Raw genomic sequence first — 22,651 nt, 5'->3', positions numbered from 1 at the left:
CGGCGCGTTTACACGATATCCAGCGGGGGCTTGCGCTCGGGCGCCGGGAAGGCGGCGTCCAGCCGGGCCAGGGCCGTGGTGTCGAGGCGCAGCGTCAGGGCCTCGGCGTTGGCGCGGACGTGCTCGGGCTGCACCGCCTTGGGAATGGCGATCACGTCGCGTCGTCCGTCGGGGGCGGGGCGAATCGCCCAGGCCAGCAGCACCTGCTCCGGGGTGGCACCGTGCGCCTCGGCCACGGCTCGCACCTCGGCATGGCCGAGCAGGTCGCGGCGCAGGCGGCCGCCCTGGGCCAGCGGGCAGTAGGCCATGGTCGGCAGGTCGCGTTCGCGCTGGCGGGGCAGCAGGCTGTGCTCGATGCCGCGCGAGCCCAGATGATAGAGCACCTGGTTGACCGCACAGCGCTCGCCGCCGGGCAGTGACCAGAGGGCCTGCAGGTCGTCGAGGTCGAAGTTGGAGACGCCGAAGCGGCGGATCTTGCCCTGCTCGAGCAGGCGCTCGAAGGCCTCCAGGGTCTCGTCGAGGGGGATGTTGCCCGGCCAGTGCAGCAGGTAGAGGTCGAGATGGTCGGTGCCCAGCCGCGCGAGGCTGCGCTCGCAGGCGGCGATGGCACTGTCGCGCCCGGCGTTCCAGGGATAGACCTTGGACACCAGGAAGGCCTCGTCGCGCCGCCCGCGCAGGGCGTCGCCGACGACCTCCTCGGCGCCGCCGTCGGCGTACATCTCGGCGGTGTCGATCAGGGTCAGTCCCAGGTCGAGCCCCTGCTGCAGGGCACGAACCTCGGCGTCGCGCGGGGCGCGTCCCTCGCCCATGTACCAGGTGCCCTGGCCGAGCGCGGGCAGGGTGACGGCCGAGGCCGTGGCGGTGGCCGGCAGGGTGACGGTGGTGCGGGTGTCGGGCACGATGGCCTCCACTATGTGGTAATGATTTCCACTCATGGTGGGCCAGGCGCCGCAGTGCTGCAAGGGCTATACTGCACGGCCTTCTGCCATGAGAGCGTGCCATGTCTTCCTCGACCGTCGAGACGGCCGCGATCGCCGCCACCCGTGCCTGGGTGACGCGTTTCGTGATCGCCCACAACCTGTGCCCCTTTGCCGCGCCCGAAGTGCGTCGCGAGCGGGTGCGCTACATCACCGTGGCGTCGAGAAACACCGAGGCCGTGCTGCAGGCCCTGATCGAGGAGTGCCGCCGCCTCGATGCCGACGAGACGGTGGAGACGACGCTGCTGATCCTGACCGGGGCGGTGGCGGCCTTCGACGACTACCTGGATCTGCTGGACCTGGCGGAACGCCTGCTCGACCTCGAGGGCTACACCGGGCGCTACCAGCTGGCGAGCTTTCATCCGGACTACTGCTTCGCGGATGCCGAGCCCGACGACCCGGCCAACGCCACCAATCGCTCGCCCTGGCCGATGCTGCACCTGCTGCGCGAGGCGAGCCTGAGTCGGGCGCTCGAGGACTACCCGGACCCCGAGAGCATCCCCGAACGCAACATGGCGCGACTGCGCGGCCTGGGGCAGGCCGAGGTGGCCGCTGCACTGGCCGCCTGCCGGGAGGATGCGAAGGCGTCGGACAGCTGAGCCCTTGAAGTGCGCCGGACTCGTCGGCATGCACTACAGTGAGCGAAGCGGCGCCGACGCGCCGCCACGTCATCACGGAAAGGAGGCAGTACATGACGATCAAGAAGCAGGGGTCGGCCCAGTGGCAGGGCAGCCTGAAAAGGGGCAAGGGTCAGGTGTCCACCGAGAGCGGGGCGCTCGAGGCCAACCCCTACGGTTTCAACACGCGCTTCGAGGGGCAGGCCGGGACCAACCCCGAGGAGCTCATCGGCGCCGCCCATGCCAGCTGCTTCTCGATGGCGCTGTCGATGATCCTCGGCGAGGAAGGTCTGGAGCCTGAAGCCATCGATACCCGGGCGACCGTGTCGCTGGTGCAGGATGACGAGGGCTTCAGCATCCCGGCCATCCATCTGGAAACCCGGGCCCGGATCCCCGGTGCCGATGCGGACGTCTTCCAGCGTTGCGCCGACAAGGCCAAGGCGGGGTGTCCGGTGTCCAAGCTGTTCAACGCCGAGATCACCCTGGAGGCGCGTCTTGACTGACGGCTCGCCGTTTCTCGCTGTGCGGCCCGCGCCCTGCGGGCCGTTTTTCCTTTCTGTCCTTTCTTTCCTGCGTCCTCGTGCCGTGTGCTCCCCGCAGAGGATGACAGCCTCTCAGGAAACATTCGCCTCGGCGGCGGCCGGCGTCTCGCGACCGATGGCCTGCCACTGACGCTCCTCGAGCATCATCGCCGCGGCCTTCTCGGCGATCATCAGGGTCGGCGAGCAGGTATTGCCGGAGACGATGGTGGGCATGATCGAGGCGTCGACCACCCGCAGGCCATCCAGGCCGTGCACGCGCAGCCGGTCGTCCACCACCGCCTGCGGGTTCTGACCCATCTTGCAGGTGCCCACCGGGTGGAAGATGGTGGTGCCGATGTCGCCCGCCGCCTCGGCCAGCGCCGCGTCGCTCTGGTAGTCCGGGCCGGGCTTGATCTCCTCGGGGCGGTAGGGGGCCAGTGCCGGGGCGCCGGCGATGCGCCGCGTGAGGCGAATCGCGTCCACCGCGACGCGCCGGTCCTCGGCCTCGCTCAGGTAGTTGGGGGCGATGCGCGGCGGCTGGCGCATGTCCCGGGAGCGAATCGTCACGTGGCCGCGGCTGGCCGGCCGCAGGTTGCACACCGAGGCGGTGAAGGCGGGGAAGTCGTGCAGCGGCTCGCCGAAGGCGGGCAGCGACAGCGGCTGAACGTGATACTCCAGGTTGGCGCTGGGCTGGTCGGGGTCGGAGCGGGCGAAGGCGCCGAGCTGGCTGGGCGCCATGGTCAGGGGCCCGCTGCGCTTCAGCAGGTACTGCCAGGCCATGCCCAGCTTGCCCCGCCAGGAGCCGGCGATCTCGTTGAGGGTGCGGGCGCCCTGGATGCGATAGATCATGCGCAGCTGCAGGTGATCCTGCAGGTTGGCGCCGACGCCCGGCAGCTCGTGCACCCGCGGGATGGCCAGGGCATCGAGCAGCGCCCGGGGGCCGACCCCGGAACGCTGGAGGATCGACGGCGAGCCGATGGCGCCGGCACAGAGAATCACCTGGTCGGCGGCCAGTGTCTGGAAGGCGCCGTCGAGGCACACGCGGATGCCGCAGGCCCGGGGCTTCTCGCCGCCGGTGTCGAACAGCACGCGGTCGACCTCGGCGTCGGTGATCAGGGTGAAGTTCTCGCGCGCCTCGAGTCCCTTCAGAAACGCCTTGGAGGCGTTCCAGCGCACGCCGCGACGCTGGTTGACCTGGAAGTAGCTGCTGCCCTCGTTGTCGCCCAGGTTGAAATCGTCGATCGGCGGGATGTCCTGCTCGGCGCAGGCGGCCCGGAAGGCCTCGAGGATCTCCCAGCGATGCCGCTGACGTTCGACGCGCCACTCGCCGCCGGTGCCGTGGGCGTCGCTGGCGCCGGCATAGTGGTCCTCGCTGCGTCGGAAGTAGGGCAGCACGCTCTGCCAGTCCCAGCCGGCGTTGCCGAGCGCGGCCCAGTGGTCGTAGTCGCGGGCCTGGCCGCGCATGTAGATCATGCCGTTGATCGACGAGCTGCCGCCCAGTACCCGGCCGCGGGGATAGCCTAGCGAGCGCCCGTTGAGGCCGCCCTCCTCCTCGGTGCGGTAGCACCAGTCGGTGCGCGGGTTGCCGATGCAGTACAGGTAGCCGACCGGGATGTGAATCCACGGGTAGTTGTCGCGTCCCCCGGCCTCGACCAGGGTGACCCGGTGGTGCGGGTCCTCCGAGAGGCGCTTGGCGAGCAGGCAGCCGGCGGGGCCGGCGCCGACGATCAGGGTGTCGGCGGCCGCGTAGGCGCGGGCGTGAGTCATGGCGGCGTGGCTCTCTTGTCGTTGTTGGCTGCTCCCCAGCCTAGGCCAGCCGGGGTGGCGACGCAGAGCCCGACCATGGTCGAAGCGGGGCGGCGAGACCACGGTCGGTGTCAGAGCACCGGGTCAGAGCACCTCGTCGGAGCGGGACAGCGGGCGGGGTGCCTCGCGGGCGGCGGCGCGCTCGACCAGGGCACGGATCAGGCGCTGCTGGGGACGATTGAAGACCAGGAACTCCGGATGCCATTGCACGCCGATGACGAAGTCATGATCGGTGCTCTCGATGCCCTGTACCAGGTCGTCGCGGTCGCGGGCGACGACGCGGACATTGTGGCCGGTACGATCGATGGCCTGGTGGTGGAGGCTGTTGACGTGGCAGCTGTCGACGCCCAGCAGCTGGTGCAGGCGGCTGCCCGGCGTCACCCGGACGGTCTTGCGCGGCAGCACGGTACGTCGCGGGCGGATGTGCTCGAAGGTGGCGTGGATGTCGGTGATCAGCGAGCCGCCGAGGAACACGTTGATGATCTGGGCGCCGCGACAGATGCCCAGTACCGGGCAATTCGTCGGCAGCACGCGTTCCAGCAGCGCCAGTTCCAGGGTGTCGCGCTGCGGGTCGACACGCACGTCGAGCTGCATCTCGCCGCCGTAGAGCTGGGCGCCGATGTCGTCGCCGCCGCCGACGATCAGGCCGTCGAGAGGCACGTCGCTGCCGCGCGACGGGGACAGGCGGACCGGCAGCCCGCCGGCGCGCCACACGGCCAGCCAGTCGCACCACCAGGCGAGACGGCTCTTGTGATCCGAGGTCGTGATGCCGATGCGCGGACGTCTCATGCCTCCTTCATCCACTCCCTGAGTCGATCCAGCCAGCGCGATACCGAGGGGCGCCGGTGATGAGCCAGATAATCCGCGCTGCGTTGGGCCAGCAGGTCGGCATCGGCGGCCAGCCGCTCCACCTCGACCCAGCGATTCCACTCCGCGGTGGCCGAGCCCGGCTGCGACAGCTGGGCGTTGGGCAGGCGGTAATGGAAGGTCGGCCGGGGCTTGACGAGTTCCTCGTGCAGCAGGGCGTGCGGGCTGTCGGGGCGCAGGTGGGCGAACAGCGGGCACAGGTCCAGCTCGCGGTTGCGGGTCGGGTTGGCGGCCAGGTAGTCATCGATCAGGGTATCGAGATCCGGCCGGTAGTCCGGATCCAGCACCTGCATGGCATAGTCCCGTGGAAAGGGATTGGCATGGGGCAGCATCGCACGGGTGATGTCGATGTCGATCTGCTCGCGCAGCCAGTCGGCGAGAATCAGATAGGCGCGCAGGTGGGAGAGCAGCGTGGCGGCGTCGGTAGCGGGCACTTCGGGATTGAGGTGCAGGCCGAAGCCGTAGAGCAGGCTGTCGCGGGTGTCGCGTGCACCCTGCACGCGCAGGGCGGCGAACAGCGCGTCGAGCTCGCCGAGAGCCGGCCAGGGCAGCGGCGGGCAGATGATCTCGGTGGGCACCACGCCGGCCACGGCGTCACCGATCAGCTCGCGGGTGCGGTTGTGCAGGACCAGTCGCCAGTGCAGCCACTCGTCGTCGCCGCGCTCGCGGGCCTTCTGTACCAGGGCATCATCCGGGTGCGCGTACTTGGCGTCGAGCTCGATGGTGAACTCGCCGCGGGGCGTGCCGACGACCTTGAGCCGGTGCGGGCCCAGGCGTTCGATCTGCCCGCCGAAATGCGACTGCACGAGTTCTGCGGCGGCCTGCGGAGCGATGGCGGCGAACTCGATCTCCACGCCCACCCGGCGGAAGTCGCCGTCCGGAGTGCATGGCGAGGGGGGCGCTGCGGGTGTCATGCGGCCCTCCGGGGAAAAGTGGTCTGGCACCCATTGCAACGGTTGAGGCCGGCCCTTGCAAGCCTTGTTTGCCGCCGTCTACCGTGTCGCGGCGACATGCAGTCCCTGACGGACGTGTTCGGCCAGCCCCAGGCCGGCCTCGTGCATGGTCAGGTAGGTCTGGTTGGCGCCGGCCTGGCGAATCGCCTCGGCCTCGTCCTCGTAGAGGCTGTGGGCGACGATGGCCCCGGTGAAGCCGTGCGCGCGCAGCTGACGCGTGGCGAAGATCTTGGTCTCGGCGTCCGGCAGCGACAGCACCACGACCTCGACGTGGCGCAGCTCGACGCTGTTCCAGAAGCCCACGTCCTCGACGTCGGCGTAGACCACGTGTCGGCCGTCACGGACATGGCTCTCGACCCGGCTGGGGTCGGCATCCAGGCCGATCAGGTACGTGTGGTCGGCATGCAGCCGGTCGTAGGCGGCGGTGCCGGTGCGCCCCATGCCGACGATCATCACCCGGGCCTCGCCCAGCGAGGCGGGCTGTTCGTCGGGGTGCCAGTGATCCTTCTCGAAGCGCCGCAGGAAGGGCTCGAAGCGGGCGAACAGGGCGTGCGCGTTGCGTTGCAGGGGGGCGGCGACGAGAAACGACAGCGCCACCGCCAGCGCCAGGCTGACCAGGGCGTCGGGCACCAGCGCGGCGGCGACGATCAGCCCGAACTCGCTGTAGCTGGTGAGACTGATGGCGGCCTGGAAGGCGTTGCGCGCACGCAGCCGGAAAAGGATCAGCAGGAAGAAGAACAGCGCGGCCTTGAGCGGCAGCAGGGCGGTGAAGGCCAGGGCAAAGCCCAGCGACTGCCAGTCGGGCAGCCCGGACATGCCGATCTTGAGGAAGAAGCCGACGAGGAACAGCTCCTTGAGCGCCCACAGCGACTTGCCCAGTTCCTGGGCGCGGGGATGGCCGGCCACCAGGGCGCCGAGCAGCAGTGCACCGACCTCGCCGGACAGGCCCAGTGCCGTGAAGCCGGCTCCGCCGATCACCACCGCCAGCACCAGCCCCATCAGCAGCAGCAGTTCGTCGTGGCCGCTCCAGTCGATCAGCCGGTAGAACAGCGGACGCAGCAGCGGCAGGCCGAGCAGGCACAGCGCCCATGGCGAGGGGACCTGGCCGGTGGAGAAGGCCAGCACCACCAGGGCAATCAGGTCCTGGATGATCAGGATGCCGATCGCCACCCGGCCGTGGAAGGCGCGCAATTCGCGGCGGGCCTCCAGGCTCTTCGCCGAGAGCACGGTGCTCGAGAAGGCCAGTGCCACCGCCAGCAGTTCCGCCGTGGGCCAGGGGATGCCGCCCAGCCAGTGCAGGCCGGGGGCGAAGACCGCCAGGGTGGCGATGAAGTGGATCAGGCCGCCGCCGAGCACCTCGGGCTGGCCGAGGCTGCGCAGCTTGAGCTTCAGGCCGACCGTGAACAGCAGCAGCAGCACCCCCAGGTGCGAGACATGGTCGAGGATGGCCGGCGTGCTCGCGGGCAGCGCAAGATGCTCGGCGAAGGGGTTGATGAGAAAGCCGGCGGCGAGGAAGCCGATGAGTGCCGGAAGGCCGCACCGCCAGGCCAGCAGCCCGAGCATGAAGGCGACGGTGAGACAGATGACTTCCAGCATGGCAGGCTCCCTGGCAGACGAAGGGGGTGATGGGGCGATCGAAGCGGCTGCATCCTAGCGTATCCTGACGTAATGTCGATGACGATGGTGCCGTATTCGCGACGATCGAGGGTTGACCCATGACACGACAGCCGGGACGGGACTGGCAGGCATTGACCAGCATCGAGCTGCGCGAGCGTGTGACTTCGGACACGGTGGCGCTGCTGCCGATGGGGGCGATCGAGCAGCACGGCGGCCACCTGCCGTTGTCCACCGACCACGACATCGCCGCGGGGCTGGCGGCGGCGGCGCGCAGGCGACTGGCGGACGACTTTCCGCTGCTGGTGCTGCCGGCCATGGCGGTGGGGGCCAGCGACGAGCATCTGAGCTTTCCCGGCACCCTGAGCCTGCCGGCGGAGGTGGCCATCGCGGTGATCGAGGCCCACGGCGATGCGCTCGCCCGAGCCGGCGTGCGACGCCTGGTGCTGTTCAACGCCCACGGCGGCAACAAGGGCGTGATGGAGATTGCCGCGCTGCGGCTGCGACGGCGCTGGGGCATGCTGGTGGTCAAGGCCCACTACATGCGCTTCGCACCGCCCGAGGGGCTGCTGCCCGACGCGGAGTGGCGACATGGCCTGCACGGCGGCGCCCTGGAGACCTCACTGATGCTGGCACTGGCTCCGGCATCGGTGCGCCGGGAGTGCCTCGCGCATCCCGAGTCACGGGGCGAGACGATGGCTGCCGACGGCGGCCGGCTGGGGCCCGAGGGCGAGGCGGCGTTCGCCTGGCTGGCCGAGGACCTGCATCCCGGCGGCGTGGTCGGCAACGCCCGGCTGGCCAGCCCCGAGCTCGGCGAACGACTGGTGGCCCACTATGCGGCGCGGCTGGCCGCTGTCCTCGGCGACACCCGCGCCATGGCCATCGACGACTTTCAGGCCCGGCCGGACTCGCGGTGATCGCCGAGCACCTCGTCGAGCAGATGCCCGGCGCGGTGGGCCTTGGCATGCAGGTAGCGCGCGTTGTGCTCGGTGAGCCGGCCATAGAGGGCCTGACGCTCGGCGACCTCGATGCCGCCGTCGGTCAGCGCGGTGATCTTGACCGGATTGTTGGTGAGCAGCTGCACCCGTCGGATGTCCAGTGCGGCCAGCATGTCCACGGCCACCCCGTACTGCCGCTCGTCCTCGCCGAAGCCCAGGGCCTGGTCGGCATCCACGGTATCCAGCCCCGTGTCCTGCAGGGTGTAGGCGCGCAGCTTGTTGGCCAGTCCGATGCCGCGTCCTTCCTGGGCCAGGTAGAGCAGCACGCCGCCGCCCAGCGCGGCGATCTCGGCCACGGCATTGCGCAGTTGCTCGCCACAGTCGCAGCGCAGGCTGCCGAACAGGTCGCCGGTCAGGCAGGCCGAATGCAGGCGCAGCGGCACCGCGGACGGCCAGTGCCCGGCCTCGCCGATCACGATCGCCACATGCTCGCGCAGGCCGTCGGGCTCGCGGAACAGGATGAAGCGGCTCTCGGCGGCCTCGGCCAGCGGGATCCGTGCCTCGCTGACCCGGCGCAGCATGCCGCGGGCGGTGTCGAACAGGCGTGACGCCTGTGCGGCCTCGACGGCCAGCAGCTCGCCGCTGGCCAGGCGCGCCTCGACGCCGGCCCGTTCATCGCGGGACACGCGGGTCGTCAGGGCCGCGGGAATCAGCAGGGCGCGGCGCATCAGCGCCAGGGCCGCCCGATCGGCCTGTCCGGCCGGGTGCAGCTCGGGCAGGGCGCCGGCGGGGTCCAGGCCGAACGCCAGGGCGTTGAGCTGCCGGATATCCCGGCACAGGGCGGGCGTCAGCGGCAGGCGGGCGCCGTCGGCATCGATGCGGTGGCCCAGGCGTGCCAGACGGTGGCGGCTGAGTACCAGGTGCGGGGCGTCCGGCCGCTCGGCCAGGGCGGCGAGCCCGGCGGCGTCGAGACTTTCCAGCGGGTGCACGAGGCGGGTGTCGTCGCCGTCACGCAGCAGCACCGGCAAGCCGCGACGGATATCGAAGAGGGCGCGTTCGACCTGATGCATGAGCGTCTCCTTGCGTTGGGGTTGCCCCGGCGCAGCCGGGCTGCGCATGATGAGCCGTCACGCCTTCCCGGAGGGGACATGCACGACTCGCTTCTTTCAGCGGCCTGGCGGCTGGTCCGTCAGGCCCGTGAACATGACTGGTCACGTATCTCCGTCGCCCGTTTCGCGGCCGAGTGGATGACCCTCGAGGTGTGCCGTGGTGGCGCCTGGCGCAGCGATAGCGACCTCGACGAGGCGGTATGTGACCTCCTCGACTGCCTGCTGCCGCTGGTGGCGTGCCCCGGGGCGCTGGCCATCGCCCAGCTGGGACAGAGCCTCGACGGGCGCATCGCCACCGAAACCGGCGCCTCGCACTACATCAACGGCCTGGCCAGCCGGGTCCACCTGCATCGCCTGCGGGCCCTGGTCGATGCCGTGCTGGTCGGGGCCGGCACCGTGGCCGCCGACGACCCGCAGCTGACCGTGCGTCACGTCGAGGGCCGCCACCCCTGTCGGGTGATCCTCGACCCGCGCGGCCGCCTGCCCGCCTCGCGGGTCGTCTTCCAGGACGGACTGGCCGCGACCTGGCACCTGGTGGGCCGCGGCGTGCCGCCCCTGGCCGGGGCCGGCGCGCATGTCCGGCATCTCGAGCTGGATGTCCCGCCCGGCGACATCGCCCCCGCCACGATTCTCGCGGCGCTGGCTGCCGAGGGGCTGCCTCGGGTGCTGATCGAGGGCGGCGGCATCACCGTCTCGCGCTTTCTCGATGCCGACGTGCTGCACCGTCTGCACGTCCTGATGGCGCCGTTGCTCATCGGCTCCGGGCGCCCCGGCCTGACCCTGCCCGCCATCGATACCCTCGACCGGGCGCGCCGCCCGCCGATGCGCCACTTCGTCTGCGGCGAGGACCTGCTGCTCGACCTGGCGCTCGCCGACGCCGCGCCACCGGTGCAGCAGACAGAGGGCACCGGGCAGGCTGGCCAGCAGCACCAGCAGGCCATAGGTCATGGAGATCGCCACGCCCTGGGCGGCGGGCAGGCCGACCAGGCTCCAGACCAGTGCGGCGGCGCCTTCGCGCAGCCCCCAGCCGGCGACTGACAGCGGCAGGGCCATGGCCATCAGCACCGGCGGGATCAGCGCCACCAGGGTCAGCGTCGGCAGTTCGGCCCCCACGGCCCTGGCCGCGCACAGGTAGACCGCGAGGTAGCTGGCGACCACGGCCAGCGAGCCGAGCAGCTGGCGCGGCCAGGCGGCCGTGGCGAGCAGGGTGCGGGCCAGGTCGCCGCCCAGTCCGGCCAGCGCCCGCGGCGGCCGGCGATAGAGCACGGCCAGCCCTGCGATCAAGCCCGACAGGCCCAGCACCGCCGCGGCGTGCGCGATGCCCGGCAGGGCGGCGAGATGATGGCCGGCGAGAGCCAGCGGGGCCTGCCAGACCGGGGTGAGCAGGGCGAGGGCGGTGACCCCCCACAGCACCAGCTGGCCCGAGGTGCGCTCGATGACCACGGCCCGAACCGCCGCGCGCCGCGCACCGCTGGCGCCGGCATGCCGCCAGGCGCGGGCGACGTCGCCCATGACGCCGCCGGGCAGCAGCTGATTGAGGAAGGTCGCCAGGTAGTATTCGCGAAAGGCCGCCGCGCGGGACAGCGGCACATCCAGCAGGCGGGCGGTGAGCCGCCATCGCCAGGCCGAGACGATCACCTGGGGCAGGCTGGTCAGCAGGCCGAGCATGACCCAGCCGAGTGCCAGCTCGTCGAGTTCGGCGGCAATCGTCGCCGGCTCGAGCCAGGCCAGCAGCCCGGCCAGCAGCGCCAGGCTGAAGGCCAGGCGCGCCAGGGTGCCCGGCGGTAGGCGTGTCATGGCGCGTGACGCGGGTGGACGAAGAGGTCGTCGTGCTCGACGCGAACTCCCCAGTCCCCCGCCTCCAGTCGGGCACGGCGGTGGACGTGCCAGCCATGCAGGCGCGCGGCCGAATCGGGGCGCTGTTCGAGGGCGGCCTCCGCCCAGCCGTCGAGCAGGGCCAGTGCCAGCGGACGTGCATCGGCGTCGGCAGGCGGCAGTATCCAGGGGCTCGCGGCACGCCTCAGGTCGTAGCCGTGGGCGGCGAAGCGTTCGGCGAGGGTGTCGGTGGCCGCGCCGCCCAGAGCGGTGCCGAAGCCCTTGTCCCGATGCTGGTGCGTATCGAGGATGCGGCGTACCCAGCGATCGTCGGCGTCCTCCCGGTCGTGGCCGTCGGCGTCGATGAAGCACCAGCCGCCGGTGATGCTGAGCGTGAACAGGCCGGGCAGGCGCCGTTCGGCCATGGCCTGCACGACCCCGGCGAGCCAGTCGCGGGAGACCAGGTCGAACAGCGCCGAGGCGCAGACCAGGTCGGCTCCGTCGAGCAGGGTCGGGTCGAAGGGCGTCAGCGAGCGTGACTCGGTGCGCCATGTCAGGGGGCGGCCCGCCTCATCGCGCAGTGCCTGCAGACGCTCGTCGGCCTGTGCGAGCAGCGCGGCGTCCTGGTCGATCAGCCGCCAGTGCTGGGGGCCGGGCAGGCGCGTGGCCAGGTGGGCCACGTTGCTGGCGCTGCCGCTGGCCAGGTCGATCAGTTGCAGCGGACGGTCATCGTGGCGACACCCTTCCAGCCAGTGGCGGGCCGCAGCCGTCAGCGAGGCATCGCGTGCCCGGTGATCGGCGGGTTCACGCAGGGCCAGCCAGCGGCCCTCGAAACGGCCGCCCGGCGGTATTGGCGTGCGGCTTGCCGGTGCCAGGGTCATGTCAGCGAGTCTCCGGGGTAGTCACGAGGGCGGCGGCGAAGGCGCGGCCGGCCGTGTCCCAGTCGGCCAGTGCCCGACCGGCCTCGCGGGCCCCCTCGAGCAGGTGCTCGCGCAGGGCGGCGTCATCCAGCCAGCGCCTCAGGGCCTCGGCCAGTGCCGTGGAATCGCCGGGCGGCACCTGCAGGCCGGCGCCGTCGGGCAGCGTATGGGCCAGGGCGCCGCCGGTGGTGGTGAGCACGGGAAGCCCGTGGGCCAGGGCCTCGCTGACCACCATGCCGTAGCCCTCGTAGTGCGAGGGCAGCACGAACAGGTCCGCCGCCGCGTAGGCCTCGGCCAGGGCCCGGGGAGCACGCTCGCCGAGCAGGTGGACGCGGTCGCTCAGCCCGTGGGCGGCGAGGCGTTCGCGGACGTGCTCGACGTGGTCGAGATCGCGATCGAGACCGCCGATGCAGTCGCACTGCCAGTCCCGGTCGGCCAGCCCGGCCAGGGCCTCGGCCAGGATGTCGTGGCCCTTGCGCGGGGTGATCGTGGCCACGCACAGCAGCCGCGCGGGACCGTCGTGGCGCGCGGCACGCCGGGAAGGCATCGACGGGCGTTCGACACCGGGCTCGATGACGTGGAGGCGGTCGGCGCCCACCTGGAAGTCGGCGAGCCGGCGGGCGGTGAAGGGACTGGTCACGATGACCCGGTTCACCGCGGCCAGCGCGCGTGTCTCGCTGATCTGGAAGCGGGTGCGCTGGGCATCGTCGAGACCGGTCTCGTCGGCCAGCGGGTGGTGGACCAGCGCCGTGAGATCCAGGCGCGGGGCATGCTGGGCGACGATCTCCGGCAGCCCGCCCATGGCCAGGCCGTCGATCACCACCTGCGCGCCGTTGGGGCAGTCGGCCAGTGCCCTGTCCAGCGCCTGACCGGCGGTGGCGTCGGGCTCGGGGAAGCGCCCTTCCAGACCCACGACCTCGACCTGCCAGCCCTGGTGACGCAGGGCATCGACGATGCGGGCGTCATAGACGTAGCCGCCGGTGAGCTGGCCGGGGTCACCGGCGACGATGAAGGTCAGGTCCGTCACAGTGCCCCCTCGTAGCCGGCCCAGGCGACGTGCGACTCGTGCAGCGTCACCTTGATGTGGGTCAGCGCCTTGGCGCCTTCACCCAGTTCGCCGTCGCGAATCCGCCGGGCCAGGCGCTCGAAGACCGCCTGCGCCATGAACTCGGTGGTGGTGTTGCGGCCCCGGAAGGCATCCTGCTCGTCGAGGTCGGTAAGATGGAATTCCGCCAGCACGGTCTTGAGGGTATCGCTGGCCAGGCCGATGTCGACGACCAGGTCATGCTCGTCGAGCTCGGGGCGCTGGAAGGTCACGTCGACCACGTAGGTCGCGCCATGGCGGCGTTGTGCCGGACCGAAGACCTCGCCCCGAAAGCTGTGGGCGATCATCATCTGGTCGCGGACGGTCAGGCTGAACATCGTGTCGGGCTCCTTGGCTCGCGATGGCGAGCATTCATGCGTAGCGTAGGCGGTGACAGAGGGCGCCCCGGACCCGGGCCAGCCGCGGCATCAGTTCGGGCAGATCGGCGAACGGGCTCTCGGCCTCGATCAGGGCGTCCAGACACGGGTCGGCAAGCAGCTCCAGGGCCAGGCCCAGGCGACGCCGATGCGACCAGCGCGCCCGGCGTGCCGGGGCCACCGAGCCGACCTGGCTGGAGAGCAGCGTCAGGCGTCGGGCGTGGAAGGCCTCGCCCAGCGGCAGGCAGACGCGCTGCCGGCCGTACCAGCTCATCTCGACCAGCGTCGCCTCGAACCCCGCCAGGGTCAGGGCGTGTTCCAGGCCTTGCGATGCGCCGCTGACGTGAAACACCAGGTCGGCGTCGCCGCTGGCCGCGTCGGGGGATCGGAAGGCCATGCCCAGCGCGCGGGCGAGGGCGGCACGCCCGGGGTCGATGTCGATCAGTTCCACTCGCGTGCCGGGCAGGCTCGCGCAGAGGTAGGCGACGAGCGCGCCGACTACCCCGGCGCCGACCACCGCGATGCGATCGCCGGGGCGCGGTGCCGCGTCCCACACGCCGTTGAGGGCGGTTTCCATGTTGGCGGCCAGCACCGCGCGTTCGGTGGGCAGGGCCTCGGGCAGCGGCACGACGGCCTCGGCCGGCACCACGTAGCGATCCTGGTGCGGGTGCAGACAGAACACCTCGCGACCCCGCAGGGCCGACGGGCCGTCCTCCACCACCCCGACGCTGGCATAGCCGTACTTCACCGGCCCCGGGAAGTCGCCCGCCTGAAAGGGCGCGCGCATGCGCTGATGTTCGGAAGGAGGGACCTCGCCATTGAACACCAGCGCCTCGGTGCCCCGGCTGATGCCGCTGTAGCGGGCGCGAACCCGCACCTCATCCTCGCCCGGGGCAGGGAGCGACTCCTCGCGCAGGGCACCGTGGCCGGGCGTGAGCGTCCAGAAGGCCGTGGCAGTGGAGGTGGGCATGGCAGCGTCCTTGTCATCAGCGAGGCGTTCCCGTTGGCATCCAAGACGGGGAGCGCCTACCTTGTAAAACTGTTGTATAATTGTTGTACAGAATGGCGTCCTTGTCACGGGGTCCTGCAGAAGGTGACGGCGGTGGCGTGCATCGCCTGCCATAGTGAAACAAGTTGTCCCGGTGTGGCCTCCGGCGTCAAGCCGCGATGCCTGCCGCCGGTCAAGGAGGTGTCGGATGACGGAATCGTCGGGAAGGCAGAGCGGACGACGTCCGGTGTGGCCGGGTCTCGTCGAGGGGCTGCTGGGCCTGGTGACGTTCGTTCTGCTCACGGAGCTGCTGTTGCTGTGGCTGTCCGGACCGGCCGCCTGGCGATTGAGTGCCGGGGCCATCTTCACCGGGATGCTGGCGGTGGTGCTGTGGCGGCTGGCGGCATCGCGGCAGTCGCTGGGCTGGGCCAACCGGGTGACGCTGGTGCGGGGCATGCTGGTGGCGGCGATTGCCGGGGCGGTGGTGTTCCCCGAGTTCATGGCCAGCCGGGGCGGTGCCATGGCCGGGCTGGCGCTGGCGGCGCTGGCGCTCGATGGCGTGGATGGCTGGGTGGCGCGGCTGACCCATTCGGTGTCGCGCTTCGGGGCCCGCTTCGACATGGAGCTCGACGCCTTCTTCATCCTGGTGCTGTGCGCCGCGCTGGTGGCGCTGGGCAAGGCCGGCGTCTGGGTGCTGGCCATCGGCGCCCTGCGCTACGGGTTCGTGGCGGCCGGCTGGTACGCGGCCTGGCTGCGACGGCCGTTGCCGGAGCGTCGGCGGCGCAAGGCGATCTGCGTCTGGCAGGTGGTGACGCTGCTGGCGGGTCTGCTGCCGTTCATGCCGGCATGGCTTGTCGCGGCGCTGGCCGGCGTGGCGCTGGCCCTGCTGGTGCTGTCGTTCGCGCTGGATATCCGCTGGCTGTGGCGGCGACGCCACCAGCCGCCGTTCGGGGTGCGTTCGCCCCATGGAGGAGTGTGATGATCGCGCGTGGCGTGCCGCTGCCGGCCACCCGGGCCATCGCCCTGACGCTGCTGCTGGGTCTGTCGTCGATCGCGGGCATGGCGCGGGCGGCGCCGGCCACGTATCGCATCGATGCCGAGCATTTCTCGATCGGCTTTCTCGTCTCGCACATCGGCTACGAGCGGTTGCTGGGGCAGTTTCTCGAGGGCGAGGGCGAGTTCGTCTATGACGAGGCCACCCGTACCCTGGGGCAGGGGCGTATCGAGATCGCCGCGGACAGCGTCTTCACCAATCACGACGCGCGCGACAGCCACGTGCGGGGCGGGGATTTCCTCGCCGCCGGCAGGCACCCGACGATCGTCTTCGAGCCGACGCGGCTGGTCACCGAGGACGGCCGCCACGGCACGCTGACCGGGGACCTGACCCTGCGCGGGCAGACGCATCCCGTGACCCTGAATGTGACCCTCAACAAGGCGGCCGTGTACCCGTTCGGTCACCAGGCCTACACCCTGGGGGTGTCGGCGCGGACCACCCTGTCGCGCAGCCGCTGGGGGATGACCTATGGGGTGGCCGATGGCCTGGTGGGGGACGAGGTCGAGGTGCTGCTCGAGTTCGAGGCGATCCGCCAGTAAGGGCTGCGCTGCGTGGGCAGCGTGGACCGATGGGCGTCGGAAGGGGTCGTCAACGCGGGCTTCGGTGAGTATAAGGGGGTCATGATCCACCAGAGGACTGTGCAGCACCATGGCTCGAGCTCCCTTTGAACTGGCCGGCGTGCGCGTCGCCCCGGGCTCCCGCGCCCAGATCGACGTGCCGGTCGCCAAGCTGTATACCCACGCGCCGTTGCACATCCCCGTGGAGGTGGTGCACGGCCGCCAGCCCGGGCCGGTACTGCTGGTGTGCGGGGCGATCCACGGCGACGAGATCAACGGCGTCGAGATCGTGCGCCGACTGCTGCGCTCGGCGGCGATCCGGCGCCTGCGGGGCACGCTGATTGCCGTGCCGATCGTCAATGTCTTCGGCTTCGTGCAGCACACCCGCTACCTGCCGGATCGGCGCGATCTCAATCGCTGCTTTCCCGGCAGCGGCACCGGCTCGCTGGGCTCGCGGATCGCGGCCCTGTTCCGCGAGGAGATCGTCGATCAGGCCTCGCACATCATCGACCTGCACACCGGCGCCATTCACCGCACCAACCTGCCGCAGGTGCGCTCGCAGCTCAACATCGGCACCGAGACGGCGGCCATGGCCGAGGCCTTCGGTGCGCCGGTGATCCTCAATGCCGAACTGCGCGAGGGCAGCCTGCGCCATTATGCCCAGAGCCGGGGCGCGCCCGTGCTGACCTACGAGGCCGGCGAGGCGCTGCGCTTCGACGAGTGGGCGATCGCTCCGGGAGTGCGCGGTGTGCTGCGGGTGATGCGTCATCTGGGGATGCTGGCGGTCGATCATCGCCGGCGTCGCGAACCGCCCGCGGCGGAGGTCGCCAATGGCTCGAGCTGGGCGCGGGCACCGATCGACGGCATCCTGCGCCCCCAGGTGCGCCTGGGGGCACGGGTCGCCAGGGGGCAGGTGCTGGGACGGGTCGCCGACCCCTTCGGCAACGCCGAGGGCGAAGTGCGTGCCAATGCCGACGGCATCGTCATCGGCATCAGCAACCTGCCGCTGGCCAACGAGGGCGAGGCGCTGTTCCACGTGGCGCGCTTCGAGGCGATCGAGGAGGCCGAGAGCGCCGTCGAGTCGTTCCAGTCGGATTACTACGAAGGCCTGCCGGACCCCGAGCGCCCGTGACGCTCCACGCACTGGGCGCCAGTGGCCTTGTTGCGTACAATGCGCGCTTTCCGGCAACCGCCCGACCGAACGATCCCGGAGGCCATCGATGATGCAACCGACAGGTCATGACCCCCTGGCGCGTGCGCGCCGCTTTTCCGTGGCCCCCATGATGGACTGGACCACGCGCGACTACCGGGCGTTTGCACGGACCCTGAGTCGCCATGCGCTGCTCTATACCGAGATGGTCACCAGCGGCGCCATCCTGCACGGCTCGCCGCGCGAGCGTTTTCTGGGTCATGACGATGTCGAGCATCCGCTGGCCCTGCAGCTGGGCGGCAGCGACGCCGGCGAGCTGGCCGAATGCGCGGCCATCGCCGAGGCATGGGGCTACGACGAGGTCAATCTGAATGTCGGCTGCCCCAGCGACCGGGTGCAGAACAACCTGATCGGCGCCTGCCTGATGGGCTATCCGGACAAGGTGGCCGCGGCCGTGACGGCCATGCAGGCGGCGGTCTCGATCCCGGTGACCGTCAAGTGCCGCATCGGCATCGATGATCAGGACGAGGACGCCGACCTGGCGCGCTTCGTCGCGCAGGTGGCCGATGCGGGCTGCGAGACCTTCATCATCCATGCGCGCAAGGCCTGGCTTGAGGGGCTCTCGCCCAAGGAAAACCGCGACGTGCCGCCGCTCAACTACCCGCGGGTGCATCGCCTCAAGCGCGACAATCCGCGGCTGCATGTCGGCATCAACGGCGGGATCAAGACGCTCGATGAGTGCCGCTCGCATCTCGAGCACGTCGACAGCGTGATGGTCGGCCGCGAGGCCTACCAGAATCCCTGGCTGCTGGCCGGGGTGGACGAGGCCCTCTACGGCGAGCCCGGCCCGGCGGCCACCCGGCACGAGGCGGCGCGGGCGCTGCGCCCCTATATCGTCCGGCGCCTGGCGGAGGGGGCGAAGCTCAATCACGTCACCCGCCACCTGCTGGGGCTGTTCCAGGGGTGCCCGGGCGGGCGGCGTTTCCGCCGGCATCTGTCCGAGCATGCCCACCGCGAGGGGGCGGGCATCGCGGTCTTCGACGATGCGCTGGGCCTGGTCCCCGAGACATCCCGCGAGCCGGCGATTGCCTGAATGATCCCGTAGCGCCACCGCCAGCCGCTCAGGCACACGAAACCAGGCACACGAAAAAAGCCCCACCGTGAGGTGGGGCTTTTCGATGCCGCCCGTCCACGCGGGACGGGCAGTCAGGCCGGGGCCGGTCGGCTTACATCATGCCGCCCATGCCACCCATGCCGCCCATGTCGGGGGCACCGCCGGCATCCTTCTCTTCCGGGTCGTCGGCGATCATCGCTTCGGTGGTGATCATCAGGCCGGCCACGGACGCCGCGGACTGCAGGGCAGAGCGCGTGACCTTGGCCGGATCGAGAACACCCATCTCGAACAGGTCGCCGTACTCACCGGTCTGGGCGTTGTAGCCGAAGTTGCCTTCGCCGTCCTTGACGCGGTTGAGGATGACGGAAGCTTCTTCGCCGGCGTTGGTGACGATCTGGCGCAGCGGTGCTTCCATGGCGCGAACGGCGATGGCGACACCGTGGGTCTGGTCCTCGTTGTCACCCTTGAGGCCGGCGATCTTGGTCAGGATGCGCACCAGGGCGGTACCGCCCCCGGGGACGACGCCTTCCTCGACGGCGGCGCGCGTGGAGTGCAGGGCGTCCTCGACGCGGGCCTTCTTCTCCTTCATCTCCACTTCGGTGGCGGCACCGACGCGGATCACGGCGACACCGCCGGCCAGCTTGGCGACACGCTCCTGGAGCTTCTCGCGGTCGTAATCGGAGGAGGTCTCCTCGATCTGGGCGCGGATCTGGCTGACGCGCGCCTCGATGTCACCCTCGGAGCCCGAGCCATCGATGATGGTGGTGTTTTCCTTGGACATGGTGACGCGCTTGGCGCTGCCCAGGTGATCCAGGTTGGCCTGCTCGAGGGTCAGACCGACTTCCTCGGAGATCACGGTACCGCCGGTGAGGATGGCGATGTCCTGCAGCATGGCCTTGCGACGGTCACCGAAGCCGGGCGCCTTGGCGGCGGCGACCTTGACGATGCCGCGCATGTTGTTGACGACCAGGGTCGCCAGCGCTTCGCCTTCGATGTCCTCGGCGATGATCACCAGCGGCTTGCCGGCCTTGGCGACGCTCTCCAGCACCGGCAGCAGCTCGCGGATGTTGGAGATCTTCTTGTCGACCAGCAGCAGGAGCGGGTCTTCCAGCTCGACCGCCATGGTCTCCTGGTTGGTCACGAAGTAGGGCGACAGGTAGCCGCGATCGAACTGCATGCCCTCGACGACTTCCAGCTCGTCCTCGAAGCCACGGCCTTCATCGACGGTGATGACGCCTTCCTTGCCGACCTTCTCCATCGCCTCGGCGATGATCTGGCCGATGCGGGAGTCGCCGTTGGCGGAGATGGTGCCGACCTGGGCGATGGCCTTGGAATCGGTGCAGGGCACGGCCAGCTGCTCGATTTCCTTGACGGCGGCGGTGACGGCATGGTCGATGCCGCGCTTGAGGTCCATCGGGTTCATGCCCGCGGTCACGCCCTTCAGGCCTTCGTTGACGATGGACTGGGCCAGCACGGTGGCGGTGGTGGTGCCGTCACCGGCCACGTCGGAGGTCTTGGAAGCGACTTCCTTGACCATCTGCGCGCCCATGTTCTCGAACTTGTCCTTGAGTTCGATTTCCTTGGCGACGGAAACCCCGTCCTTGGTGACGGTGGGCGCGCCGAAGGACTTTTCCAGCACCACGTTGCGGCCCTTCGGCCCCAGGGTGGCCTTGACGGCGTCGGCGAGAACGTTGACACCACGCGCCATGCGCTTGCGAGCGTCGTCTGAGAACTTGATCTGTTTCGCTGCCATTTTCGTTACTTCCTGCTGTCAGTGCGATGAACGAGATTGACGTGAAAAGAGAGCGGAGAAACCCGCGACTTACCCTTCGACGACGGCCAGGATGTCCGACTCACTCATGATCAGGACTTCTTCACCGTCGATCTTCTGCTTTTCGACGCCGAAGCCTTCCTTGAAGATCACGGTGTCGCCCACCTTGACGTCCAGCGGGCGCACTTCGCCGCTGTCGAGAATCCGGCCATTACCGACGGCGAGGATCTCGCCACGAGTCGGCTTTTCCTGGGCGTTGCCCGGAAGCACGATTCCGCCAGCGGTTTTCTGTTCTTCTTCGACGCGACGGACGACGACGCGATCGTGCAAGGGACGGATGTTCATTGCTCACGTTCTCCTGATGGTTGCATGACTAGAATGCATTTCCCTGTTGAGCAAGGCTCACGGGCGGAGGGCAAAAGCCCCCCGGTGTCAAAGGCCTGCGCGACTGACGAAGGCCGAAGCTCGTTGGCTGTTCCCTTGATGGGGCCGCCCGGAGGGCTTTCAAGGGGCCGAAATGAAAAAAATTCACTGCCGGGGCTCGTCCTTGGCAATGAAGTCGCCTTCCAGGGGTTCGTCCTCGCCATGCTGGGCATGGCGGCGCTCGGCGTCGGCCCCGGCATTGGCCTCGTGGCGGGAACTTTCCTGCCAGCCGGCGTCGCCGCGGCGGTAGGTATAGACGCTGAAGCCGCGCATGTGCGCGGGCAGGCGCTGCAGTAGATGCCCCAGCCAGCGGCGCGTGCCGGGCAGCAGGCAGAGAAAGCCCAGCGTGTCCGAGAGAAAGCCCGGGGCCATGAGCAGGGCGCCGCCGAAGATCAGGGCGGCGCCGGTCATCAGCTCCTCCGAGGGAATCTCGCCCCGGGCGAAGCGCTCCTGGGCGCGGCGCAGGGTCGCGACGCCTTCACGCTTGATCAGGTGCAGGCCCAGGAAACCGGTGCCCAGCACCAGCAGCAGGGTGGTCAGCAGGCCGATCTTGGCACCGACGCTGAACAGGATGACGAAGTCGAGCAGGGCGAACAGAGTAAAGAAGAGCAGAACCGGCATAAGCGCTCCAGAACAATGGATGCCGTTAAGATGGAGGCATCGGCGCCGATTGCAAGTGCGCGTTCGGCGCGGTGGGCTCCGGCCATGGTGTCATGGTCCTTGACGTGCCGCCATGCTATCTTGGGGTTATATTGCAGTGCACAAAACTGGCTGGAGTAGGGAGGAGTCAACATGCAACTGGACGGTGCCACTATTGCCATCACCGGCGGGGCGCGGGGCCTGGGTCTGGCCATGGCGAGGATGCTGGGGGCGCACGGCGCCCGCCTGGCCCTGCTGGACCGGGAGGCGGAGTCGCTGCAGTCGGCCGTCGATGGCCTGAAGGAAAGCGGGATTCATGCCGAGCCCTTCGTGACCGACGTCGCCGACGAAGGCTCGGTGACCGAGACGTTCGCCGCCATCGCCGAACGCCTGGGACCGGTCTCGGGGCTGGTCAACAATGCGGGCATCACGCGGGATGGGCTGCTGGTCAAGGCCAAGGAGGGCAAGGTCGAGAAGACCATGTCGCTGGCGCAGTGGCAGCAGGTCCTCGATGTCAACCTGACCGGGGTTTTCCTGTGTGGGCGCGAGGCGGCCAGCCAGATGATCGAGGCTGGCCACAAGGGCGTCATCGTCAATATCTCGAGCATCTCGCGGGCCGGCAACATGGGCCAGAGCAACTATGCCGCGACCAAGGCCGGGGTGGCGGCGCTGACCGTGACCTGGGCGAAGGAGCTGGCCCGGCACGGTATTCGCGTCGGCGCCGTGGCCCCGGGCTTCATCGAGACCGAAATGACCGCCTCGATGCGCCCGGACATGCTCGAGAAGATCACCAAGGGTGTGCCGCTGGGGCATCTGGGGCAGCCGGAGGATATCGCCGACAGCGTGCGCTACATCTTCGAGAACGCCTACTTCAGCGGGCGTGTTCTGGAGTGCGATGGCGCCCTGCGGCTGTAAGTTGCCGTACCCCTTCCGCCGAACCGGCGGGAGGGGCGCTCGACGAGGCAGGGAAAAGAGGGCGTGGCCGCCGGGCCACGCCCTCTTTATGTATGCAGGTGCAGGGCGCTCGGCTGGCTCATCAGAAGGCGAGGCGATCCTTGAGGCCCTCGGCCGTGGCCTCGCCGATGCCGTCGATACGCGTCAGGTCCTGGGCGGACGTGTAGTCGCCGTGGGCCTTGCGATCCTCGATGATGGCCCGGGCGCGGATCTCACCGATACCGGGCAGGGTGGCCAGCTGCTCGGCCGTGGCACTGTTGATATCGATCCTGGCGGGTTCCTGGGCCTGGGATGCGCCGGCACCGATGCCCAAGGCAAGGGCGAGCAGCAGGGGTGTCAGGTAGCGTTTCATGGGGCCTCCTTGTGGTCGGCGGGTAAGCGGGCATGGTGCGTACCCGTCGTT

The 22,651-nt window shown here is 69.9% G+C and carries 23 protein-coding genes and 1 pseudogene; 9 read left to right on the top strand and 15 right to left on the bottom strand.

Going from position 1 to position 22,651, the window contains the following annotated elements; translation table 11 throughout:
• Positions 1-8 precede the first annotated feature (8 nt).
• Positions 9-899 (bottom strand): aldo/keto reductase, encoded by an 891-nt coding sequence (locus KGQ91_RS15035; protein ID WP_224421353.1) that lies wholly within the window; start codon positions 897-899, stop codon positions 9-11.
• 101 nt (positions 900-1,000) lie between these two features.
• On the opposite strand from KGQ91_RS15035, the gene KGQ91_RS15030 reads away from it, so the two are divergent.
• Both KGQ91_RS15030 and KGQ91_RS15025 read left to right on the top strand, forming a co-directional pair.
• On the top strand, positions 1,001-1,576 hold the full coding sequence (locus tag KGQ91_RS15030; protein WP_224421352.1) for a DUF1415 domain-containing protein: 576 nt from the start codon (positions 1,001-1,003) through the stop codon (positions 1,574-1,576).
• A 92-nt stretch (positions 1,577-1,668) separates the two neighbouring features.
• Entirely contained in the window at positions 1,669-2,097 is a 429-nt protein-coding gene (locus KGQ91_RS15025; protein ID WP_224421351.1) for an OsmC family protein, read from the top strand.
• A gap of 111 nt (positions 2,098-2,208) precedes the next feature.
• Here the strand turns inward: KGQ91_RS15025 and KGQ91_RS15020 are convergent, their stop codons facing one another.
• The 4 genes from KGQ91_RS15020 to KGQ91_RS15005 all read right to left on the bottom strand — a co-directional run bounded on the left by KGQ91_RS15020 (position 2,209) and on the right by KGQ91_RS15005 (position 7,337).
• Positions 2,209-3,882: a GMC family oxidoreductase gene (locus tag KGQ91_RS15020; protein WP_224421350.1), complete on the bottom strand. Its 1,674-nt coding sequence runs from the start codon at positions 3,880-3,882 to the stop codon at positions 2,209-2,211.
• A gap of 123 nt (positions 3,883-4,005) precedes the next feature.
• The gene (locus KGQ91_RS15015) at positions 4,006-4,710 is read right to left on the bottom strand and encodes a gamma-glutamyl-gamma-aminobutyrate hydrolase family protein (protein ID WP_224421349.1); all 705 of its coding nucleotides are present in this window, start codon (positions 4,708-4,710) and stop codon (positions 4,006-4,008) included.
• The gene (locus KGQ91_RS15010) at positions 4,707-5,702 is read right to left on the bottom strand and encodes an amidoligase family protein (RefSeq protein WP_224421348.1); all 996 of its coding nucleotides are present in this window, start codon (positions 5,700-5,702) and stop codon (positions 4,707-4,709) included. The genes KGQ91_RS15015 and KGQ91_RS15010 overlap by 4 nt, the downstream gene beginning before the upstream one ends.
• A gap of 78 nt (positions 5,703-5,780) precedes the next feature.
• On the bottom strand, positions 5,781-7,337 hold the full coding sequence (locus KGQ91_RS15005) for a cation:proton antiporter family protein (RefSeq protein ID WP_224414517.1): 1,557 nt from the start codon (positions 7,335-7,337) through the stop codon (positions 5,781-5,783).
• A 119-nt stretch (positions 7,338-7,456) separates the two neighbouring features.
• On the opposite strand from KGQ91_RS15005, the gene KGQ91_RS15000 reads away from it, so the two are divergent.
• The gene (locus KGQ91_RS15000; RefSeq protein WP_224421347.1) at positions 7,457-8,272 is read left to right on the top strand and encodes a creatininase family protein; all 816 of its coding nucleotides are present in this window, start codon (positions 7,457-7,459) and stop codon (positions 8,270-8,272) included.
• Here the strand turns inward: KGQ91_RS15000 and KGQ91_RS14995 are convergent.
• Entirely contained in the window at positions 8,248-9,363 is a 1,116-nt protein-coding gene (locus KGQ91_RS14995) for a GTP cyclohydrolase II (protein WP_224421346.1), read from the bottom strand. The two genes, KGQ91_RS15000 and KGQ91_RS14995, sit on opposite strands and share 25 nt — an antisense overlap.
• Between KGQ91_RS14995 and KGQ91_RS14990 the strand changes: the two genes are divergently transcribed.
• Positions 9,358-10,440, top strand: a complete 1,083-nt coding sequence (locus KGQ91_RS14990; protein ID WP_318010299.1) for a RibD family protein — start codon at positions 9,358-9,360, stop codon at positions 10,438-10,440. The genes KGQ91_RS14995 and KGQ91_RS14990 overlap by 6 nt on opposite strands.
• Here KGQ91_RS14990 and KGQ91_RS14985 read toward each other — a convergent pair.
• From KGQ91_RS14985 to KGQ91_RS14965, 5 genes and pseudogenes are all read right to left on the bottom strand, one after another.
• Positions 10,330-11,199, bottom strand: a pseudogene (locus KGQ91_RS14985) (lysylphosphatidylglycerol synthase transmembrane domain-containing protein); the annotation flags it as partial. The gene KGQ91_RS14990 and the pseudogene KGQ91_RS14985 sit on opposite strands and share 111 nt — an antisense overlap.
• Entirely contained in the window at positions 11,196-12,098 is a 903-nt protein-coding gene (locus KGQ91_RS14980; RefSeq protein ID WP_224421345.1) for a hypothetical protein, read from the bottom strand. The pseudogene KGQ91_RS14985 and the gene KGQ91_RS14980, both read right to left, overlap by 4 nt.
• Position 12,099: 1 nt before the next feature.
• The gene (locus tag KGQ91_RS14975) at positions 12,100-13,164 is read right to left on the bottom strand and encodes a glycosyltransferase family 4 protein (protein WP_224421344.1); all 1,065 of its coding nucleotides are present in this window, start codon (positions 13,162-13,164) and stop codon (positions 12,100-12,102) included.
• Entirely contained in the window at positions 13,161-13,559 is a 399-nt protein-coding gene (locus KGQ91_RS14970) for a 6-pyruvoyl trahydropterin synthase family protein (RefSeq protein WP_224421343.1), read from the bottom strand. The genes KGQ91_RS14975 and KGQ91_RS14970 overlap by 4 nt, the downstream gene beginning before the upstream one ends.
• A 34-nt stretch (positions 13,560-13,593) precedes the next feature.
• Positions 13,594-14,568: a zinc-dependent alcohol dehydrogenase gene (locus KGQ91_RS14965; protein WP_224421342.1), complete on the bottom strand. Its 975-nt coding sequence runs from the start codon at positions 14,566-14,568 to the stop codon at positions 13,594-13,596.
• 226 nt (positions 14,569-14,794) lie between these two features.
• Between KGQ91_RS14965 and KGQ91_RS14960 the strand changes: the two genes are divergently transcribed.
• From KGQ91_RS14960 to dusA, 4 genes are all read left to right on the top strand, one after another.
• A complete protein-coding gene (locus KGQ91_RS14960) occupies positions 14,795-15,565 on the top strand; it encodes a CDP-alcohol phosphatidyltransferase family protein (protein ID WP_224414524.1) in 771 nt (256 codons plus the stop codon).
• Complete coding sequence (locus KGQ91_RS14955) at positions 15,565-16,179, top strand: YceI family protein (protein ID WP_224414525.1); 615 nt, start codon at positions 15,565-15,567, stop codon at positions 16,177-16,179. The genes KGQ91_RS14960 and KGQ91_RS14955 overlap by 1 nt, the downstream gene beginning before the upstream one ends.
• Before the next feature lie 109 nt (positions 16,180-16,288).
• Positions 16,289-17,329 (top strand): succinylglutamate desuccinylase/aspartoacylase family protein, encoded by a 1,041-nt coding sequence (locus KGQ91_RS14950; protein ID WP_224414526.1) that lies wholly within the window; start codon positions 16,289-16,291, stop codon positions 17,327-17,329.
• A gap of 88 nt (positions 17,330-17,417) precedes the next feature.
• Entirely contained in the window at positions 17,418-18,440 is a 1,023-nt protein-coding gene (gene dusA / locus KGQ91_RS14945) for a tRNA dihydrouridine(20/20a) synthase DusA (protein WP_224421341.1), read from the top strand.
• A gap of 133 nt (positions 18,441-18,573) precedes the next feature.
• Here dusA and groL read toward each other — a convergent pair whose 3' ends face one another.
• The 3 genes from groL to KGQ91_RS14930 all read right to left on the bottom strand — a co-directional run bounded on the left by groL (position 18,574) and on the right by KGQ91_RS14930 (position 21,276).
• Positions 18,574-20,214: a chaperonin GroEL gene (gene groL, locus KGQ91_RS14940; protein WP_224421340.1), complete on the bottom strand. Its 1,641-nt coding sequence runs from the start codon at positions 20,212-20,214 to the stop codon at positions 18,574-18,576.
• 69 nt (positions 20,215-20,283) lie between these two features.
• The gene (locus KGQ91_RS14935; RefSeq protein WP_163649132.1) at positions 20,284-20,577 is read right to left on the bottom strand and encodes a co-chaperone GroES; all 294 of its coding nucleotides are present in this window, start codon (positions 20,575-20,577) and stop codon (positions 20,284-20,286) included.
• Positions 20,578-20,760: 183 nt separating this feature from the next.
• Positions 20,761-21,276 carry an FxsA family protein gene (locus KGQ91_RS14930; protein WP_224421339.1) on the bottom strand — a complete coding sequence of 172 codons (516 nt, stop codon included), beginning with the start codon at positions 21,274-21,276 and terminating at the stop codon, positions 20,761-20,763.
• A 171-nt stretch (positions 21,277-21,447) separates the two neighbouring features.
• On the opposite strand from KGQ91_RS14930, the gene KGQ91_RS14925 reads away from it, so the two are divergent.
• The gene (locus tag KGQ91_RS14925; RefSeq protein ID WP_224421338.1) at positions 21,448-22,209 is read left to right on the top strand and encodes an SDR family oxidoreductase; all 762 of its coding nucleotides are present in this window, start codon (positions 21,448-21,450) and stop codon (positions 22,207-22,209) included.
• 121 nt (positions 22,210-22,330) lie between these two features.
• Here the strand turns inward: KGQ91_RS14925 and KGQ91_RS14920 are convergent, their stop codons facing one another.
• Positions 22,331-22,600: a ComEA family DNA-binding protein gene (locus KGQ91_RS14920; protein ID WP_224414531.1), complete on the bottom strand. Its 270-nt coding sequence runs from the start codon at positions 22,598-22,600 to the stop codon at positions 22,331-22,333.
• Positions 22,601-22,651 lie beyond the last annotated feature (51 nt).

It is taken from the genome of Modicisalibacter tunisiensis, from assembly GCF_020148005.1.
Taxonomy (GTDB): Bacteria; Pseudomonadota; Gammaproteobacteria; order Pseudomonadales; family Halomonadaceae; genus Modicisalibacter; species Modicisalibacter tunisiensis.
Note: the sequence above shows the minus strand (reverse complement) of the source record. Positions and strands in the feature narration are given on the sequence as shown.

Bases quoted from the DNA above. Each gene is read 5' to 3' on its own strand.
- KGQ91_RS14960 (WP_224414524.1), top strand. From the start codon at position 14,795: ATGACGGAATCGTCGGGAAGGCAGAGCGGACGACGTCCGGTGTGGCCG.
- KGQ91_RS14995 (WP_224421346.1), bottom strand. From the start codon at position 9,363: ATGCATCAGGTCGAACGCGCCCTCTTCGATATCCGTCGCGGCTTGCCG.
- KGQ91_RS14925 (WP_224421338.1), top strand. From the start codon at position 21,448: ATGCAACTGGACGGTGCCACTATTGCCATCACCGGCGGGGCGCGGGGC.
- KGQ91_RS15030 (WP_224421352.1), top strand. From the start codon at position 1,001: ATGTCTTCCTCGACCGTCGAGACGGCCGCGATCGCCGCCACCCGTGCC.
- KGQ91_RS15010 (WP_224421348.1), bottom strand. From the start codon at position 5,702: ATGACACCCGCAGCGCCCCCCTCGCCATGCACTCCGGACGGCGACTTC.
- KGQ91_RS14920 (WP_224414531.1), bottom strand. From the start codon at position 22,600: ATGAAACGCTACCTGACACCCCTGCTGCTCGCCCTTGCCTTGGGCATC.
- KGQ91_RS14990 (WP_318010299.1), top strand. From the start codon at position 9,358: ATGCATGAGCGTCTCCTTGCGTTGGGGTTGCCCCGGCGCAGCCGGGCT.
- KGQ91_RS15020 (WP_224421350.1), bottom strand. From the start codon at position 3,882: ATGACTCACGCCCGCGCCTACGCGGCCGCCGACACCCTGATCGTCGGC.
- KGQ91_RS14965 (WP_224421342.1), bottom strand. From the start codon at position 14,568: ATGCCCACCTCCACTGCCACGGCCTTCTGGACGCTCACGCCCGGCCAC.
- KGQ91_RS14950 (WP_224414526.1), top strand. From the start codon at position 16,289: ATGGCTCGAGCTCCCTTTGAACTGGCCGGCGTGCGCGTCGCCCCGGGC.
- KGQ91_RS14970 (WP_224421343.1), bottom strand. From the start codon at position 13,559: ATGTTCAGCCTGACCGTCCGCGACCAGATGATGATCGCCCACAGCTTT.
- KGQ91_RS14930 (WP_224421339.1), bottom strand. From the start codon at position 21,276: ATGCCGGTTCTGCTCTTCTTTACTCTGTTCGCCCTGCTCGACTTCGTC.
- groL (WP_224421340.1), bottom strand. From the start codon at position 20,214: ATGGCAGCGAAACAGATCAAGTTCTCAGACGACGCTCGCAAGCGCATG.
- KGQ91_RS15000 (WP_224421347.1), top strand. From the start codon at position 7,457: ATGACACGACAGCCGGGACGGGACTGGCAGGCATTGACCAGCATCGAG.
- dusA (WP_224421341.1), top strand. From the start codon at position 17,418: ATGATGCAACCGACAGGTCATGACCCCCTGGCGCGTGCGCGCCGCTTT.
- KGQ91_RS14980 (WP_224421345.1), bottom strand. From the start codon at position 12,098: ATGACCCTGGCACCGGCAAGCCGCACGCCAATACCGCCGGGCGGCCGT.
- KGQ91_RS14935 (WP_163649132.1), bottom strand. From the start codon at position 20,577: ATGAACATCCGTCCCTTGCACGATCGCGTCGTCGTCCGTCGCGTCGAA.
- KGQ91_RS15005 (WP_224414517.1), bottom strand. From the start codon at position 7,337: ATGCTGGAAGTCATCTGTCTCACCGTCGCCTTCATGCTCGGGCTGCTG.
- KGQ91_RS14955 (WP_224414525.1), top strand. From the start codon at position 15,565: ATGATCGCGCGTGGCGTGCCGCTGCCGGCCACCCGGGCCATCGCCCTG.
- KGQ91_RS15025 (WP_224421351.1), top strand. From the start codon at position 1,669: ATGACGATCAAGAAGCAGGGGTCGGCCCAGTGGCAGGGCAGCCTGAAA.
- KGQ91_RS15015 (WP_224421349.1), bottom strand. From the start codon at position 4,710: ATGAGACGTCCGCGCATCGGCATCACGACCTCGGATCACAAGAGCCGT.